We start from the raw sequence: 14,479 nt of genomic DNA on the forward strand, positions 1-14,479 counted from the left end.
CGTCATGCTGCGCATGACACCTTCTCCCGCAAGGGGAGAAGGACCCGCGCCAGCCTTTGCGGATATGCCGTTTACGTATCCTCTTCCGCCGTGTACTTCGACCATTTCGGCACTTGCGAGATGATCCGCGCGCTGCGCTGAAGCGTCAGGAATTGCCAGAGCCAGGTAAAGGCGACGACGAAACGGTTTCTGATTCCGATCAGAAAATAGACGTGCGCCAGGCTCCAGAAGAGCCAGCCGATAAAGCCTTTGAGCGCGAAACTCTGGTTCGGCAGTTTGACCACGGCGATCCTTCGGCCGATCGTCGCGAGATCGCCCTGGTGCTTATAGGCGAAGGGCGGCGGCGCGGGCTTATTCTTGAGGCGGCTCGCAATCAGCTTGGCGACATATTTGCCCATTTGCTTCGCCGCGGGGGCGATGCCCGGCACGCTTTTGCCGCCATTGTAGAAGACGGCCGCCGTGTCGCCCACGGCGAAAATATCGGGATGGTCCGGCACGGAGAGATCGGGCAGGACTTCGACGCGGCCGGCATAATCGGCCGGCGCACCAATCCATTTCGCGGCCGGCGAAGCGACGACGCCCGCCGCCCAAATGACCGTATGCGCGTCGATGCGGCCGCCTTCGATATCGACGCCGGCCTTATCGCATTTCGTCACGCGGGTTCCGGTCATGACCTCGACGCCCATTTTTTCGAGCGACTTCTGCGTATAGGCCGAGAGATCTTCAGGGAACGACGGCAGGACGCGCGGACCCGCCTCGATCAAGATGATGCGGGCCGAGGCCGGGTCGACTTCACGGAATTCGGGCGGCAAGGTTTGCAGCGCCACTTCCGCGATGGCGCCTGCCATCTCGACGCCGGTCGGACCGGCGCCCACGATCACGAAGGTCAAAAGCGAGCGCTGCTTGGCGCCATCGTCCGTCAGCTCGGCTTCTTCGAAAGCGATCAAAAGGCGGCGGCGAAGCTCAGTCGCATCGGTGATGCGCTTCAGGCCCGGCGCGTCCCGCTCCCATTCGTCGTGGCCGAAATAGGAATGCGTCGCGCCGGTCGCGAGCACAAGATAATCGTAAGGAAGATCGATCGAATCCGTGTGGACGATTTTGGCAGCCGTATCGACGCCGGTGACTTCCGCCATGATCACGCGGGCATTGGGTTGCGCGCGAAGAATGCCGCGGATCGGCCAGGCGATATCGGCCGGCGATAAGACGGCTGTCGCGACCTGATAAAGCAGGGGCTGAAAGCAATGATGGTTTTGCCGGTCGGTCAAGGTGATGCAAACCGGGAGATCTTTGAGACCTCTAGCCACTTCGAGGCCGCCGAATCCGCCGCCGACAATGACCACGTGGGGAAGTTTTGAGTTAAGGTCCACGATTGAATTTCTCGCGTTGCATCAACATCTAAGCATAGACCGGAAAAAGCACGTCTTTCGGACGGAATCCCAGGCCCGACGCGCGATTCCATCAAACCAATGTGATCGCACTGGCAAGGCTGTAAAGCGGTAAATCGCCGCTGTCATTACCAATTTAGACTTTTCCGGAATTGGCATCGGTTGCGCTGGCGCAATCCGCTGAGGCCGCATTGCTGCCATTCTCAGCCGAAGGTCCACATTCTAAAGGCTGCTTGCGGCGAATATCTTGTACTCCAGTGAACGAATCACCTCTTCGGGGTCTCTTACGACAAGATGGGTTGAACATGGATAACACGTTCTTAGGCGGCTTGCGGTGCGCCACTCTTCTTCGCGATTTCATCGTAAACGAAGCCTTGCCGGGAACAGGGGTCGCGCCGGAGCAATTTGCCTCGGGCTTGGCAGCACTCGTCGCCGATTTCAGCCCTTTGATTCGCGCCCAACTCCAGGTTCGTGATCTCCTGCAGGAGGAGATCGACGCCTATCATCATCGGCGGGCCGGCAAGCCCCTCGATATGGCTGATTATGAGGCCTTTTTGCGGATCATCGGCTATCTCGTGCCGGAGCCGGGAACGGTCGCCGTGCGCACCGACCATGTCGACGATCCGATTGCCCAGATTCCCGGCCCGCAGCTTGTGGTGCCTGCGTCGAACCCGCGTTATGCGCTCAACGCGGCCAATGCGCGCTGGGGCAGCCTTTATGACGCGCTCTATGGCACGGATGCCATCCCGGAAACGGAAGGGGCCGAGCGGGGCAAGAAATTCAACAAGGTGCGCGCCGCGCGCGTGATCGCCTTCGTGCGGGATTTTCTCGACGAAGCCGTGCCGCTCGCGCATGGCAGCCATAAAAGCGCGATCGGCTACCGCGTCGAAGACGGCCAGCTTGTCGTCGAACTCGACGGCGGCGGCCAAAGCGGTCTGCTCCAGAGCGAACAATTCGCGGGCTTTGTGGGCGAGGCCGCAAGTCCCGCGCTCGTGCTGCTCGTCAATCATGGCCTGCACATCGAGATCAAGATCGACCGCACGTCGGATATCGGCCACGACGACGCGGCGGGCATTTCCGACGTTGTGCTCGAATCGGCGGTGACGACCATCGTCGATCTCGAAGACAGCGTGTCGGCCGTCGATGCGCAGGACAAAGTCGAGGTCTATCGTGCCTGGCTCGGCCTCATGAAGGGAAGCCTCACGGCCTCGTTCGAAAAATCCGGCCGTACCGTCGAGCGCAAGCTGGCGCCGAACCGCACCTACACCGCGCCAGACGGCGGCACGCTCACTTTGCCGGGGCGCAGCCTCATGCTGGTGCGCAACGTCGGTCATCACATGCTGACCGATGCCGTGCTCGACGAAGAAGGCCAGCCGGTGCCGGAAACGATCATCGATGCCGCGGTCACGGCGCTCATCGGCATTCACGACCTGAAGCGCGCGGATGGTCCGCGCAATAGCGCGATGGGCTCGATCTATATCGTGAAGCCCAAAATGCACGGGCCGGCCGAAGTCGAACTGGCGGATGCTCTCTTCGCACGGGTCGAGTCCATGCTCGGCCTGCCGAAGTTCACGCTGAAAATGGGCATTATGGACGAGGAGCGCCGCACTACGGTCAATCTGAAGGCCTGCCTCAATGCGGCGCCGGACCGCGTCGTCTTCATCAATACGGGCTTCCTCGACCGCACCGGCGACGAGATCCATACGTCGATGGAAGCGGGCCCGATGATCCGCAAGAATGCGATGAAGAAGACGCCCTGGCTCGACGCTTACGAGAAATCCAATGTCGATGTCGGCCTTGCCTGCGGCCTTCCGGGCCATGCGCAGATAGGCAAGGGCATGTGGGCCGCGCCCGACCGTATGGCCGATATGCTTGCGCAGAAGATCGAACATCCGCTGGCCGGCGCCAATACGGCCTGGGTGCCGTCGCCGACGGCCGCCACTTTGCACGCGTTGCATTATCACCGCGTCGATGTGTTCAAGCGGCAGGAGGATCTGCGCAAGAGCATGAAGCCCTGGCTGGAGCAAATTCTCACAATGCCGCTCGCGCGCGTCAATTGGGACCCGGGCGACGTGCAGGAAGAACTCGACAATAATTGCCAGAGCATTCTGGGCTATGTCGTGCGCTGGATCGACCAGGGCGTCGGCTGTTCCAAAGTGCCGGACATAGACGATGTCGGGCTGATGGAAGATCGCGCGACCTTGCGCATTTCGAGCCAGCATGTCGCCAATTGGCTGCGCCACGGGATCGTCACAGAAGCCCAGGTGACGGCGACCCTGCATCGCATGGCCGAGATTGTCGATCGGCAAAACCGCGACGATCCTTTCTATCGTCCGATGGCGCCTGCCTTCGACGGGCCGGCCTTCAAGGCGGCTTGCGATCTGATCTTCAAGGGCCGCACGCAGCCGAACGGCTATACCGAATGGATCCTGCATGAGCGCCGCCGCGAGGTGAAGGCAGCCCAACTACTGGCGGCATCCTGACGCGCCTCTAAGCCCTTTTCCCGCCTGATGGCGCATCCCGGCGGCTTTCCCCTATGGGTGGCCGCAGGCGTGCCGATCTGCTATCAGCGGGGAAATTTGGCGGGCGCGGGCGTCGTGCCGCCGCATCGAGGCTCAAGGTCGGGATCATGGACGAGGAAGAAGCGGAATTTTCGGTAGATCAGGCCGATGAAGAGAGCATTCTGGTCACGCATCGCGCGGAGGCCCATCGCTACGCCTATTTCATCACGAAAGACGGTGAAAAGCGCATCCTCGGCGACAATGTCACGATAGGCAATAATGGGACGCTGAACGATGCGAGCGTCTTCGGCGCGGACGCGCGGGCTTTTGCCGAGACCGAGGCGCGCAAGCGCAATCTGATCGATTAAGCGCGCCTGCCACCCTGGTGGCTGTCATGCCCGGCCTTGAGCCGGGCATCCACGAACGCAGTTTGACGAAGGGTACGACCCTTTTAGCGATTGGGCTTGGATGCGCGGATCAAGTCCGCGCATGACGCACGGAAAGGTCCGTGCCCTACCTCTTCGGCCCGACCCGCTCCAGCCACGTCCAGGCGAGGCATCGTTCGAAATCGGTAAGCCACTCGATATCGTCCGGATGATCGGCGAGACCGACCTCCGTGCGCACAGCCGACCAGGGATTTTCCGACGGCAGATAATCGGCCCGCGTCGCTAATTTGATATTTTCATGCAGCATCTGCCAGAGCTTGTCGGCGCCGACGGTCTGCGCCGCGACCGCGATCGTGCAAATGGGGTTTTCCGCCTGTACGGTCGCCAGCAGGAGCTTGCCGGAGCGTGTCACCCATAATTTGCGGCCCGGAATATTCGGAACGTCGAATTCGCCATCGGCGGCGACCAGCGGACGCAGGACATCGACAGCGGCATCCGTCACGTCGGTGCGATGCGAGCGATAGGATTTATTTGTCTGGAGATTGACGTGCCAGATGTGCGGCCGCCGGTCGACGATATCGAGCATGATCTCAACTGCCTGCTTTCGCCGGTTCTGTCGCGCCGAAAATGGTCTCGAACTCGCGGCGCAGGATCATATCGACCTCATCCATCGTTACGATCAAGCCGAGATCGCCGAGGCTCGTCACGCCATAATGCTGGGCAGCGATGCCGCATGGCACGATGCCGGAAAAATGCGAAAGCTCCGGCTCGACATTCAGCGAAATGCCGTGAAACGAGACCCAATGGCGCAGGCGTATGCCGAGCGCCGCGATCTTATCCTCGGCGCTCTCGCCATCAGGGCCTTTCGGCTTTTCGGGCCGCTTGACCCAGACGCCGACGCGGTCCTCGCGCCGCTCCCCACTGACATTGAAAGCCGCAAGCGTCGCGATGATCCAGCTTTCCAAGGCGGCGACAAAGGCGCGCACGTCCTGCCTGCGGCGTTTCAGGTCGAGCATGACATAGGCGACGCGCTGGCCGGGACCATGATAGGTGAATTGGCCGCCGCGGCCGCTCTTATGGACGGGAAAGCGCGCTTCTTTCAGATCGCAGTCCTTGGCCGAGGTTCCCGCCGTGTAAAGCGGCGGATGCTCGAGCAGCCACACCTGTTCGGGCGCGGTGCCGGACGCGATCGCCTCCGCCCGCGCCTCCATTTCGGCGACGGCCCGCGTATAATCGATGAAACCCTCGGAAATGTGCCATTCGACCGGCGGGGCGTCCGGCATCGGCAAAAACGAAGGTTTCAGGTTCTCGCGGCGCGACATTCTCTTCGTCCGGCCTTTGGTTTCTCTTGTAGATGTGTCTCTTCGATCATTCCACACGAACGGAGCCTTGTCAGGCCCGGCCCGATTTGTTAGACGACGCCACTCCCGATGTCGCCGTCACAGGTCTGTCGTGCGGGAATTCGCGGCCATGGCGGAATTGGTAGACGCGCTAGCTTGAGGTGCTAGTGGGGAGACCCGTGGAGGTTCGAGTCCTCTTGGCCGCACCATTATATTGATTTTATTGCACTATTAAACTTTTTGTCCTCGGCTTTCGCCAAGCTGAGGGAAGGGAGTTTTCGTGCATTCCGGCCGAGAATCGATCCGCCGCGAGCCGCTCTCAAGCTTTGCGCCGGCAGCGATTAAAACCGGAGCCGTCGAAACCATTTCCGGCGCTCGTCATTGGTCCCCGCACGAAAGGAGAGACCATGACGACAACTTTCAAAAAAGCTGCGATCGCGGCAATAACGGCCGTCACGCTTGGAGCGGCGGCGGTTGCAACGATCTCGCCCGCCGAGGCGCAGCATTTTCACAGCGGATTTGGCGGATTCCACGGCGGTTACGGCCATGGCGGCTGGGGCCGCGGCGGTGCCGCGCTTGGCCTCGGAATCGCCGGCGCGGCGATCGCCAGCGCAGCGGCCTCTAATTATTATTACAATCAGCCCTATGGCTACGGCTATTACGGGTCTGCGCCCTATGGGTATGGCTACGCCCCTTATGGTTATAACGGCTACTGAGGGAAAGCCTTCGAAGCCCCATGCAGCCCTTATGCATGACCTGCAATATGCCCCGCTGGTTCAGGCCGGCGGGGCTTTTTGCTGCCAGAAAGATGATGTTGCGAAGCGCCGGTCATTTTGGTTTTGGACCTTCACTCGTCGAAGGAGAGCCATGCGGTTTGGCACTTTCGCCGGCAGGTCCCGTTGAGTGAGGTTCAGCTTGGTGATGGGATGAGCCTGTTGGTTCGTCCGGCGACTTGCTTTCTTTTTCTTTTTCTTTGGACTTTTCGAAAATGGTCTCGAAACGCGACAAATCCAGCTTGTCCTTCTCCGCAAATTCATTGCGGAGTTGGAGCCAGACGACATAATTCTGCAACCGCTGGATTTCGACCGCCAATTTATTTTGTTCTAAGGCCAGATCGCGTTGCGAAAGCCACGCAGGATCCTGGAGGCTGTATTCATATTCGATGCGCAATCTGATCCCAAAAAGAGAGCCGACCAGAAACGAAAATGTAAAGCAGACAAGTACCGCGGAAATCGCGGTCTGCGATCTTATGCCTTTCGAGCTGAAAATATAAGCGACGACGCCGCCGAGCAAAGTCAGAACGGCGGGAACGACACTGCCCACGACCGATTCACGGCTATCGCCCAGAATTTGGCCGGTGACGAAGCCCAGCATCGAAAATGCAAACACAGCCAGGAAGAGCAGCCAGAAACTGCCTGCCGGGGCAGCGGGCCGGATTCGGACGGCTGCGATCGAGACGATGAAGGAGGTGGCGGAGCTGACAAGCAGGGCGGTCAGGATGACATTCAGCGCCCACCAATTGAGAAGTTCCACTTCTCTCTCCCGCCTCTTAATTCAGCCTAAAAGAACGAACCGCCGCTTAAGTGTTTGGACCCGTAATGAGCGGTGTCTGGCCATGCGTCCAATCCCACTCAGGATTGGGTTTACGTTCGATCACCAGCCTGTTCGTCGAGGATTCGCCGGGGATTGTCCAAAAACCTCCGATCGAAGGCTGCCAGGGGCCGGTCGCCCAATTGTCCTTTGAATTCGGAACGAAAGCCGTGCCGCCGGGACGCGGTTCATAGGGATGTTTAACGATGACGCATTGTTTGATGCATTCCGCCTTCTGATTAGGGTCCTTGAGTTCCATGCATTTGCAAAACGAGTCTTCGGCGATCGCGCATGATGCGCTCGACAAGAAGATAAGGGCGGCGCTTCCGAAAATTTGCTCACGCATGGCTATCCCTCCCATGGCTGCGGCAAAGGCTATAGGGATGCGTTGAAGCCGTCTAGAGTGGAGCAGCTATTGCAGATCTACCGTGCCGGTGTCGCGCTGGCCGTCGCCGCGCCGCCGGGGGTCGTCGCAGCCGTGGCGGGGGCGGTCGCGGGCAGGGGCTCTGTCGTGACCTCGGAAGACACGGGCCTGTCGCCCAGGATCGATTGAACATTGGCATCTTGAATCCGCGGCGCCCCGATCTGCGCGCCGAGCTGGCGCACGATCTCGGGCGCATCGGCATAAGTGTCGTGCCCGATGAAGCCGACGGAATCGCCGGAGAGATCATAGACCTTCACGCCGAGCTGCCGGAGCGCATCTTGATCGGCCGGATTGCGCGGATCGAGCGCGCCGACGCGCTGGCGATTGCCGGCAAGCCTTTGCGAAATGGACAGCGCGCGGTCATTGGCGGAGACCAGAACCGACACATGCGAAGCATCGATCCGCGCGAGCTGCGCGCGGAAGACGGACAGATCGATATCGGGCGCCGCCAGCATGACATTGCCGAGCCGGCCGTTCAGATCCGGCATGCCGGCGATCGCCGTCTCGCGCAGGGCTTCCATCGCGAGCCATGTTCCCATGGAATGGGCGACGATCTGAACTCGGCCGACGCCGGGCGCGACCGCCAGTTCCTGCAGCAATTTGGCGAGCGCGTCGCGCGAGGCGGCGGCGCTTTCCTTCGCAGCCTCATAGTCGAGGAGATTGCTGGTGGCCGGCCAGGTGAAGAGCACGGGTACGCCGCCGAAACGGCCGTCGGCGACGATCTGGGCGAGGCGAAACCGCGCATCGTCATAGCTCGTGTTGAAACCATGCACAAAGATCAGCACGTCGCGGTTCGACCCGATGCGCCCCGACAAATGGCTCTCGATCTCGGCTTTGAACGTCGCATCGTCGAGTTCGCGTTTTGCGGTGATGACGAAATGCTTGTTGGGGTCAGGCGCGCCGAACATCGGCTTTTCCATCTGGCCGGCCTGGTGGCCTGGTGGCACGCTGATCATCTGTAAGGAGAGATGCGCATTATTGTCGGTTGCCGCCTTATGATCGGGCGAGCGTGTCGAGACGACGAAAGCCGAAATGGTTCGCGCCGTCGCAGGTGCGGCGGAGGATGAAAAATCGCCGATGGACGCGACTTTGGTCGATATATCGGTGAGCCCGGAAGAGGCGCAGCCGGCAAGAATCATCGAAAGGCCAAGGAGCACGGCAAAACCCGCGTGCGAAAGGCCGCCTCGGAGCTCAAACGAGGATGAAATATCAAAATGCAACCGCATTTGCCCTTTGTGGGCCTTGAACATGTCTAGAATGGGACACGCTGGACGATGGCCTAATTTGCATTGGAATTGGGTTGAGCAGCCGGTTGAATTTGGAGGCGTTTCGGAAGATCGGGGGCGCAGACTTGTGCGCTGCCTTTTCCAAGATTGCTGCACTCCCAATCCGGGCCAAAACCCTGGTTCGCCCAAAAATTGGCGTTCGGATACTGAATGCCGATCCAGAGCGCGCCGCCGGTAGCGGCGGTCGTCGATAAAGTCATTGCCAAGGCAGTCAGGAAACCCCGCCGATCATCCCCTCGAAAAGTGTCAACAGCGCGCAAAATCGCAATTCCCGTGAAAACTGCAAATAAAGCTGCGGATGAGAACACCATATTTGACATCGAGAACCCGATACTTCGTCAGATTGAAACCTAACCAACCCCACGGTGATTGAATGCCGTCTTTCGGAAGAATCCTCATAAAAGGTTAATATGAAAGGCTCCGTGATCCTCGTCACAGGTTTTGGTGCTTTTCCGGGAGCACCTCATAATCCTACGGCGGTTTTGATGCGAAATCTCGCCGCCCACGAGAGGCGGCTTGCGCGGATGGGCATCAAGCTTGAGCGCCGGGTTCTGCCCGTCGTCTATAGCGAGATCGCGCCGAGATTGACAGCTTTGATCGCTGAGACCGCGCCTGACGCCATCCTGCATTTCGGCCTTGCCCGAGGGCGGCGTGCGATCAGCATCGAGACGCGCGCTGTAAACCATTTTGGTACCTCTCCGGATGCGGCGGGAAAATGCGCGCCTGGTTCCAGCATTCTGCGCGGGACCGCTGCGGTAAAACGGGCAGGAGTCCCGGTGCCCGCGCTGAACGCAGCGCTGCGCCGGGCCTGGATCGCCAGCAGGCCGTCGAACGACGCGGGGAATTATGTCTGCAATCAGACCTTCTATCTGTCGCTCGCCATGGCCACGGCGACGAATCGCACCGTCGGCTTCGTCCATGTGCCGCATATGCGCGCCTCGACGCTCGCGCGGGCGGCAATTATTCTCATCATGAGTTTGCAGCCGGTTTTGCGGCGGACGTCGCAAAGACCATTGCCAAAGCTTGATCGTGACAAACCATTCTTGAGATGCCAAACAAAACGGACGCTGTCTTCCGCTATTGAAGTGTTCAGGACTTGACGGGATGGATTTCCTCCATGAGGTGCAACAATTCGCAATCACGATATCGGAGTTCGCGTCGGGCATAGGATCGGCGCATCCCGAAACCATGGCGATCGCCCTTCAAATTCTGGAAATCATTTGGATCGATATTCTTCTCTCCGGTGACAATGCGATTGTCATCGCACTCGCCTGCCGGACTCTGCCGGATCATCAGCGCCGCTGGGGCATATTGCTCGGATCGCTGGCCGCCGTCGCGCTCAGGATTTTATTCGCCTTCGTTGTTGTCGAGCTTCTGTCTCTGCCTTTCGTCAAAGTTGCTGGCGGCGTGCTTTTGCTTTGGATCGCGATGAGGCTCGTTTTCGATCAAGAAGAAGAGAAGAGCGTGAGACCGGCGCGGAGCCTTTTCGCCGCGGTCCGCACCATCGCCATTGCCGACGGCGTGATGTCGCTCGACAATGTCATCGCCATCGCGGCCGCCGCGAAAGAGGATCTCGTTCTCATCGTCTTCGGTCTGGCTCTGTCCATTCCGCTGATCGTCTTTGGCTCGAGCCTGATTCTAGCGCTGTTGAACCGGTTTCCCGTTCTAGTTTGGGCGGGTGCGGCTTTGCTCGGCTGGATCGCGGGCGATCTCATCGGCTCCGATCCGACGGTGGCCGCTTGGATGCGGCCGCGCTTCGCGCAGCTTGCTTTTTGGTGGGCGCCCGCGGGCATGGCCGTGGTTCTGGCCGGAGCGGGCCTGGCGCGCTGGAGCCGGAAACCCGCCTGAGCATTTGTTTGACGCGTGATCTCATCCAAAAAGTCGCGCAACTTTTCGGTCCGATGCTCTAGCCCTTGGGCGCATCCGGATTGGGGACGGCCTCCTGCACGGTTTTGAAGAGGCCCGTCGCCTTGGCGACCAAAACGCCTTGCGCGTCGCGCACCTCGCCTTCGCAAAAGATCAAGGAGCGGCCTTGTTGCAGCACGCGACCCTCGGCGACGAGTTCGCCGCGGCCGGGCGACAGAAACGAGCTTTGCAGATTGATCGTCATGACCGAATGGCCCGAGGCCAGGCGTGCGACGCTGCCAAGCGCAATGTCGAGAAGGGTCAGGATAATACCGCCATGGGCAGTGCCCATATGGTTTTGATGCGGCTCGCCGAGCTTGAGGCCGAGCCGCGTTTTGTCTGGCGTCCCCTCGAGCGCAACAATGCCGCAATGATGCGCGAAAGGAATGTCCGCGCCGAAAAAATCCGTCATCCCTGATCCTCCATATTTGGCAGATATAGACTCTGGCGCACGGCTGGAAAATCACCCGTTTGGCGTGCCGATCCGCAAGCCCTATGATGCCACGCCGCCAAAAGCGGTGATCTAACGCTCTCGTGCCCAGTATGGTCCCCTTGATGCCGTGGTTTGTTCTTCCCTGGTTGGTGGTTGTCTTCACGATCGTAACGGCCATTCTGATGCGGTCGCATTCGCCATGGGTGCGATTGGCCTTGAGCATCGGCTCGGTTGCCGTGCTCACCTATTTTCTCTGGCCAATCGTCGGTTCTACCCTCGACCCGCATTTTGCATCCGACGCCAACACTTTCGAGGCGCTTTCCGAAAAGCTCTTCGTCGCTGCCTGGTGGATCGGCGTTGCGCGCATCGCCGTCGTTACCGGGCAGATCGTGCTCAATGTCAATCATCAGGCTCATTCGGCGAGGCTAGCCTTGGATCTCGTGGCGGGCGCGATCTATCTCGGCGCTTCGCTCGCCATCATCGATCTCGTCTTCGGCGTGTCGGTGACGGGTCTCGTCGCGACATCCGGCGTCATCGCGATCGTGCTCGGCCTTGCCTTGCAGAATACGCTCGGCGATTTGTTTTCCGGTATCGCGATCGGCATCGACCGGCCTTTCAAGGTCGGCGATCTCATCTGGATCGAGGGGCCGGTCGAAGGCCGCGTGATCGAGACGAATTGGCGTTCGACGCGCATTGCAACGGGCGCAAACGATATTGCCACAGTGCCCAACAGCGTCGTTGCCAAATCCCGCATCCTCAACCGCAGCTCGCCGACGGAGACAAGAACCGAAACGGTCAAAGTCGTTCTGGATCCGGCCGTGTCGCCGCGAAAAGGCGTGACGCTTTTGCGCGCTGCCGCGCTGAATGCGAGCGCGCTCGTGCTCCATCCGGCGCCGAAAGTCACTTGTTTGGAACTTGGCGGCGACGGCGCGACCTATGAGATCAGTTTCTCGGCGTCGATATCGAGCCTCGGCAATGCAAGGTCCGATCTACTGCAGCAGGTCGCGCGGCACGCCCGTTATGGCGGCGTGGCGCTGGCCACGCAAAATGGCACGCCGCTCACATCCGTCGCGGCGCCCGATCTCTCGCAACTCTTGCAAGAAACCCATGTGCTGGAAGCGCTGACCGATGAAGAACGCGCCGTGCTCGCGTCCCGCCTCATCGCGCATCATGGCGAAGCGGGCGATAAAATCTTCGATCAGGGCGGCGGGCTCGCGTCCTTGTTTATCATCGCAAGCGGCACGTTCGAAGTGACGCGCGACGAGGGACAAGGCTCGCGGCGGCTCGGCACCATCGGACCTGGCGATTATTTCGGCGAGCTCGCGCTGCTCACGGGTGAACCGAATGCGGCGACCGTCACGGCTTTGACGCCGTTTCTCGCCTATGAGGTCGGCAAGGCGATGATCGCACCGCTGCTCGATGAAAATCCGGATCTGCTCCATGCCTTCGAAGCGGGAGCCTCGAAAGCGCAGGCGCTTCTCGATCGCACGATCGCGGCACAGGCCTGCTCGGGTGCAACCCCGAACGGGCATCTGCTTGGTCGCATCCGCGCCTTCTTCAATGTGAGGGAGAGCGCCCTGCCGCGGACGATGGCGCGCGGAAAATAAGCGCTCAACCAGGGGCGCCGGAATCACGAATGAGCCCCGATCGGCAGGACCAAAGTCATTTCAAAGCAAAGCTAAAGTATCATTTCTAAACCTATCTTATTTTACCCTCGCGGGATGAAAGAGGGAGACACCAGTCTCGTTGCAATAGCCGCATTTTTTGTGTTGTGCGGAGTTGTGTATGCTTTTGCATCCGGCTGGGTTCCGCAATTTTGGCGGTCTTCGGACTACCATCGAATGACCGCGGCGCCGCAGCCTCAATCCCCGGTTCAGGCTCAGCCCCAGCCTAAGCCTAAGCCGCGCGCTCAGGCCTGTGAGGGCGGCGAGATCAAAGGCGGCTTTTGCGTCCTGAAATGAGGCGTACCGCGTCGATCGCGCATGCCGCGAAGGGCCTCGGCGCGCAGCAGCCGCGGCTTTTGAATAAATCGCAGAGATAAAATGGCCTAAAATTTTGCGATCATTCGACGATGGGCGTCGACTGCGCGTTAAAATCTCTCTGCCTTGATTGGGGCATGAAACAGGGCATCGCCGGTCCGGCCATTTTTGTCTTCGTCCTCGCGATGATCGCGGAGGTCATGGCTTATGCTGCCGGTATCAGGCTTCCCACGCCTTCATCCGTGCCGCATCCGAAAAGCGAGGTTCACGTCGCCTCGATGGTGCAAGTGCGGCCGCAAGCGAAAGTTCACGAGGCGTGGTGCGCGCGGGGCCGTATCGTCGGCGGCTTTTGCGTGATCCGCTGATCCAGCCAAAACGATGGTGGGCGATACTGGGATCGAACCAGTGACCCCTCCCGTGTGAAGGGAGTGCTCTCCCGCTGAGCTAATCGCCCGCTCTTTGAAGCGTCAGGTGTCTTCGTGTACGAGCCCCGCCCGCTGCAAGTCAAGGGCGCAGCGCCGGCTCAGGGATTGAGCGCGGGTGCCAGCGCTGCGACGGCCGCCCAAAGCTCGTCGAAATGGTCGATGGCACGGTCCGGCGCATAGGTCGAAACGGGTGCGTCCGTATATCCAAACGTCATGGCGACGACCGGCACGCCGGCATTGCGCGCGGTATCTATGTCGGTCTTGGAATCGCCGACCATGATGGCGCGGCGCAGATCGCCGCCGGCGCGTTCGATCGTCAGCCGCAAGGCCTCGCCGTTCGGCTTGGACACGGCGAATGTGTTCTGCCCGCAAATGGCGGCGAAGCGATCGGCGACGCCGAGCGCGGTCAAAAGCAGGATGGAGGTCCGTTCGAGCTTGTTGGTGCAGACGGCGAATCCCCAACCGGCCGCCTCGAACCGGTCGAGCGCCTCGATCACGCCCGGATAGAGCCGCGTCTCATCCGCGATATGATCGTTGTAATGAGCGAGAAAGGCTAAAAACAGCTCTTCGAGCCTTGCGTCCGAAAGCGCCACGCCCTCCGCCTCGAAGCCGCGCTTGATGAGCATGCGCATGCCGGCCCCGATCATCGGGCGGGCTTCCTCCATCGCGAGCTTGCGCAGGCCCTCGCGGGCGAGAATGACATTCAGCGTCGAAATCAGGTCCCCGGCCGTTTCGGCGAGCGTGCCGTCGAGATCGAAGACGAGAAGCGGTTTGGCTTGCGGTTCATGCGTCATGCGCGACCGATTAGGCTGAAAGAAGCGCTGG

16 protein-coding genes and 2 tRNA genes are annotated in these 14,479 nt (G+C 60.3%); 8 read left to right on the plus strand and 10 right to left on the minus strand.

From position 1 onward, the window contains the following. Positions 1–71: 71 nt before the first annotated feature. Entirely contained in the window at positions 72–1,367 is a 1,296-nt protein-coding gene (locus A3OQ_RS0109840; RefSeq protein WP_040579990.1) for an NAD(P)/FAD-dependent oxidoreductase, read from the minus strand. 323 nt (positions 1,368–1,690) lie between these two features. Between A3OQ_RS0109840 and A3OQ_RS0109845 the strand changes: the two genes are divergently transcribed. After that, positions 1,691–3,868, plus strand: coding sequence for a malate synthase G (locus A3OQ_RS0109845; protein WP_026595688.1), 2,178 nt, complete (start codon positions 1,691–1,693; stop codon positions 3,866–3,868). A 146-nt stretch (positions 3,869–4,014) separates the two neighbouring features. Then, positions 4,015–4,254: a hypothetical protein gene (locus tag A3OQ_RS0109850; protein ID WP_020175219.1), complete on the plus strand. Its 240-nt coding sequence runs from the start codon at positions 4,015–4,017 to the stop codon at positions 4,252–4,254. Positions 4,255–4,399: 145 nt separating this feature from the next. On the opposite strand, the gene A3OQ_RS0109855 is transcribed toward A3OQ_RS0109850, so the two are convergent. Beyond that, the gene (locus A3OQ_RS0109855; RefSeq protein ID WP_020175220.1) at positions 4,400–4,858 is read right to left on the minus strand and encodes a hypothetical protein; all 459 of its coding nucleotides are present in this window, start codon (positions 4,856–4,858) and stop codon (positions 4,400–4,402) included. 4 nt (positions 4,859–4,862) lie between these two features. Next, a complete protein-coding gene (gene lipB, locus A3OQ_RS0109860) occupies positions 4,863–5,594 on the minus strand; it encodes a lipoyl(octanoyl) transferase LipB (RefSeq protein ID WP_020175221.1) in 732 nt (243 codons plus the stop codon). A gap of 142 nt (positions 5,595–5,736) precedes the next feature. Here lipB and A3OQ_RS0109865 point away from each other — a divergent pair. Further along, positions 5,737–5,821: transfer RNA gene (locus tag A3OQ_RS0109865), tRNA-Leu, on the plus strand. A gap of 198 nt (positions 5,822–6,019) precedes the next feature. Continuing rightward, the gene (locus A3OQ_RS0109870; protein ID WP_020175222.1) at positions 6,020–6,328 is read left to right on the plus strand and encodes a hypothetical protein; all 309 of its coding nucleotides are present in this window, start codon (positions 6,020–6,022) and stop codon (positions 6,326–6,328) included. 112 nt (positions 6,329–6,440) lie between these two features. Here A3OQ_RS0109870 and A3OQ_RS0109875 read toward each other — a convergent pair whose 3' ends face one another. From A3OQ_RS0109875 to A3OQ_RS24385, 4 genes are all read right to left on the minus strand, one after another. Beyond that, positions 6,441–7,145: a hypothetical protein gene (locus A3OQ_RS0109875; RefSeq protein WP_020175223.1), complete on the minus strand. Its 705-nt coding sequence runs from the start codon at positions 7,143–7,145 to the stop codon at positions 6,441–6,443. Positions 7,146–7,191: 46 nt separating this feature from the next. Beyond that, positions 7,192–7,548, minus strand: a complete 357-nt coding sequence (locus A3OQ_RS0109880; RefSeq protein WP_020175224.1) for a hypothetical protein — start codon at positions 7,546–7,548, stop codon at positions 7,192–7,194. Positions 7,549–7,625: 77 nt separating this feature from the next. Further along, the gene (locus A3OQ_RS21930) at positions 7,626–8,783 is read right to left on the minus strand and encodes an alpha/beta hydrolase (RefSeq protein ID WP_244427124.1); all 1,158 of its coding nucleotides are present in this window, start codon (positions 8,781–8,783) and stop codon (positions 7,626–7,628) included. Positions 8,784–8,905: 122 nt separating this feature from the next. After that, complete coding sequence (locus A3OQ_RS24385) at positions 8,906–9,232, minus strand: hypothetical protein (protein ID WP_152428385.1); 327 nt, start codon at positions 9,230–9,232, stop codon at positions 8,906–8,908. Positions 9,233–9,322: 90 nt separating this feature from the next. On the opposite strand from A3OQ_RS24385, the gene A3OQ_RS21935 reads away from it, so the two are divergent. Further along, the gene (locus tag A3OQ_RS21935) at positions 9,323–10,012 is read left to right on the plus strand and encodes a pyroglutamyl-peptidase I (RefSeq protein WP_020175227.1); all 690 of its coding nucleotides are present in this window, start codon (positions 9,323–9,325) and stop codon (positions 10,010–10,012) included. A gap of 4 nt (positions 10,013–10,016) precedes the next feature. Continuing rightward, positions 10,017–10,760, plus strand: coding sequence for a TerC family protein (locus tag A3OQ_RS0109900; RefSeq protein WP_020175228.1), 744 nt, complete (start codon positions 10,017–10,019; stop codon positions 10,758–10,760). Between the two features lie 58 nt (positions 10,761–10,818). On the opposite strand, the gene A3OQ_RS0109905 is transcribed toward A3OQ_RS0109900, so the two are convergent. After that, a complete protein-coding gene (locus A3OQ_RS0109905) occupies positions 10,819–11,229 on the minus strand; it encodes a PaaI family thioesterase (protein ID WP_020175229.1) in 411 nt (136 codons plus the stop codon). 143 nt (positions 11,230–11,372) lie between these two features. On the opposite strand from A3OQ_RS0109905, the gene A3OQ_RS0109910 reads away from it, so the two are divergent. Together A3OQ_RS0109910 and A3OQ_RS0109920 are read left to right on the plus strand one after the other, a co-directional pair. Next, positions 11,373–12,857: a mechanosensitive ion channel family protein gene (locus tag A3OQ_RS0109910; RefSeq protein ID WP_161607325.1), complete on the plus strand. Its 1,485-nt coding sequence runs from the start codon at positions 11,373–11,375 to the stop codon at positions 12,855–12,857. 509 nt (positions 12,858–13,366) lie between these two features. Next, a complete protein-coding gene (locus A3OQ_RS0109920; protein ID WP_026595690.1) occupies positions 13,367–13,594 on the plus strand; it encodes a hypothetical protein in 228 nt (75 codons plus the stop codon). A gap of 14 nt (positions 13,595–13,608) precedes the next feature. On the opposite strand, the gene A3OQ_RS0109925 is transcribed toward A3OQ_RS0109920, so the two are convergent. Both A3OQ_RS0109925 and A3OQ_RS0109930 read right to left on the minus strand, forming a co-directional pair. Then, positions 13,609–13,683 (minus strand) — tRNA-Val (locus tag A3OQ_RS0109925). Between the two features lie 69 nt (positions 13,684–13,752). Then, positions 13,753–14,448 carry an HAD-IA family hydrolase gene (locus A3OQ_RS0109930; protein ID WP_020175232.1) on the minus strand — a complete coding sequence of 232 codons (696 nt, stop codon included), beginning with the start codon at positions 14,446–14,448 and terminating at the stop codon, positions 13,753–13,755. Positions 14,449–14,479 lie beyond the last annotated feature (31 nt).

The organism is Methyloferula stellata AR4, from assembly GCF_000385335.1.
Taxonomy (GTDB): Bacteria; Pseudomonadota; Alphaproteobacteria; order Rhizobiales; family Beijerinckiaceae; genus Methyloferula; species Methyloferula stellata.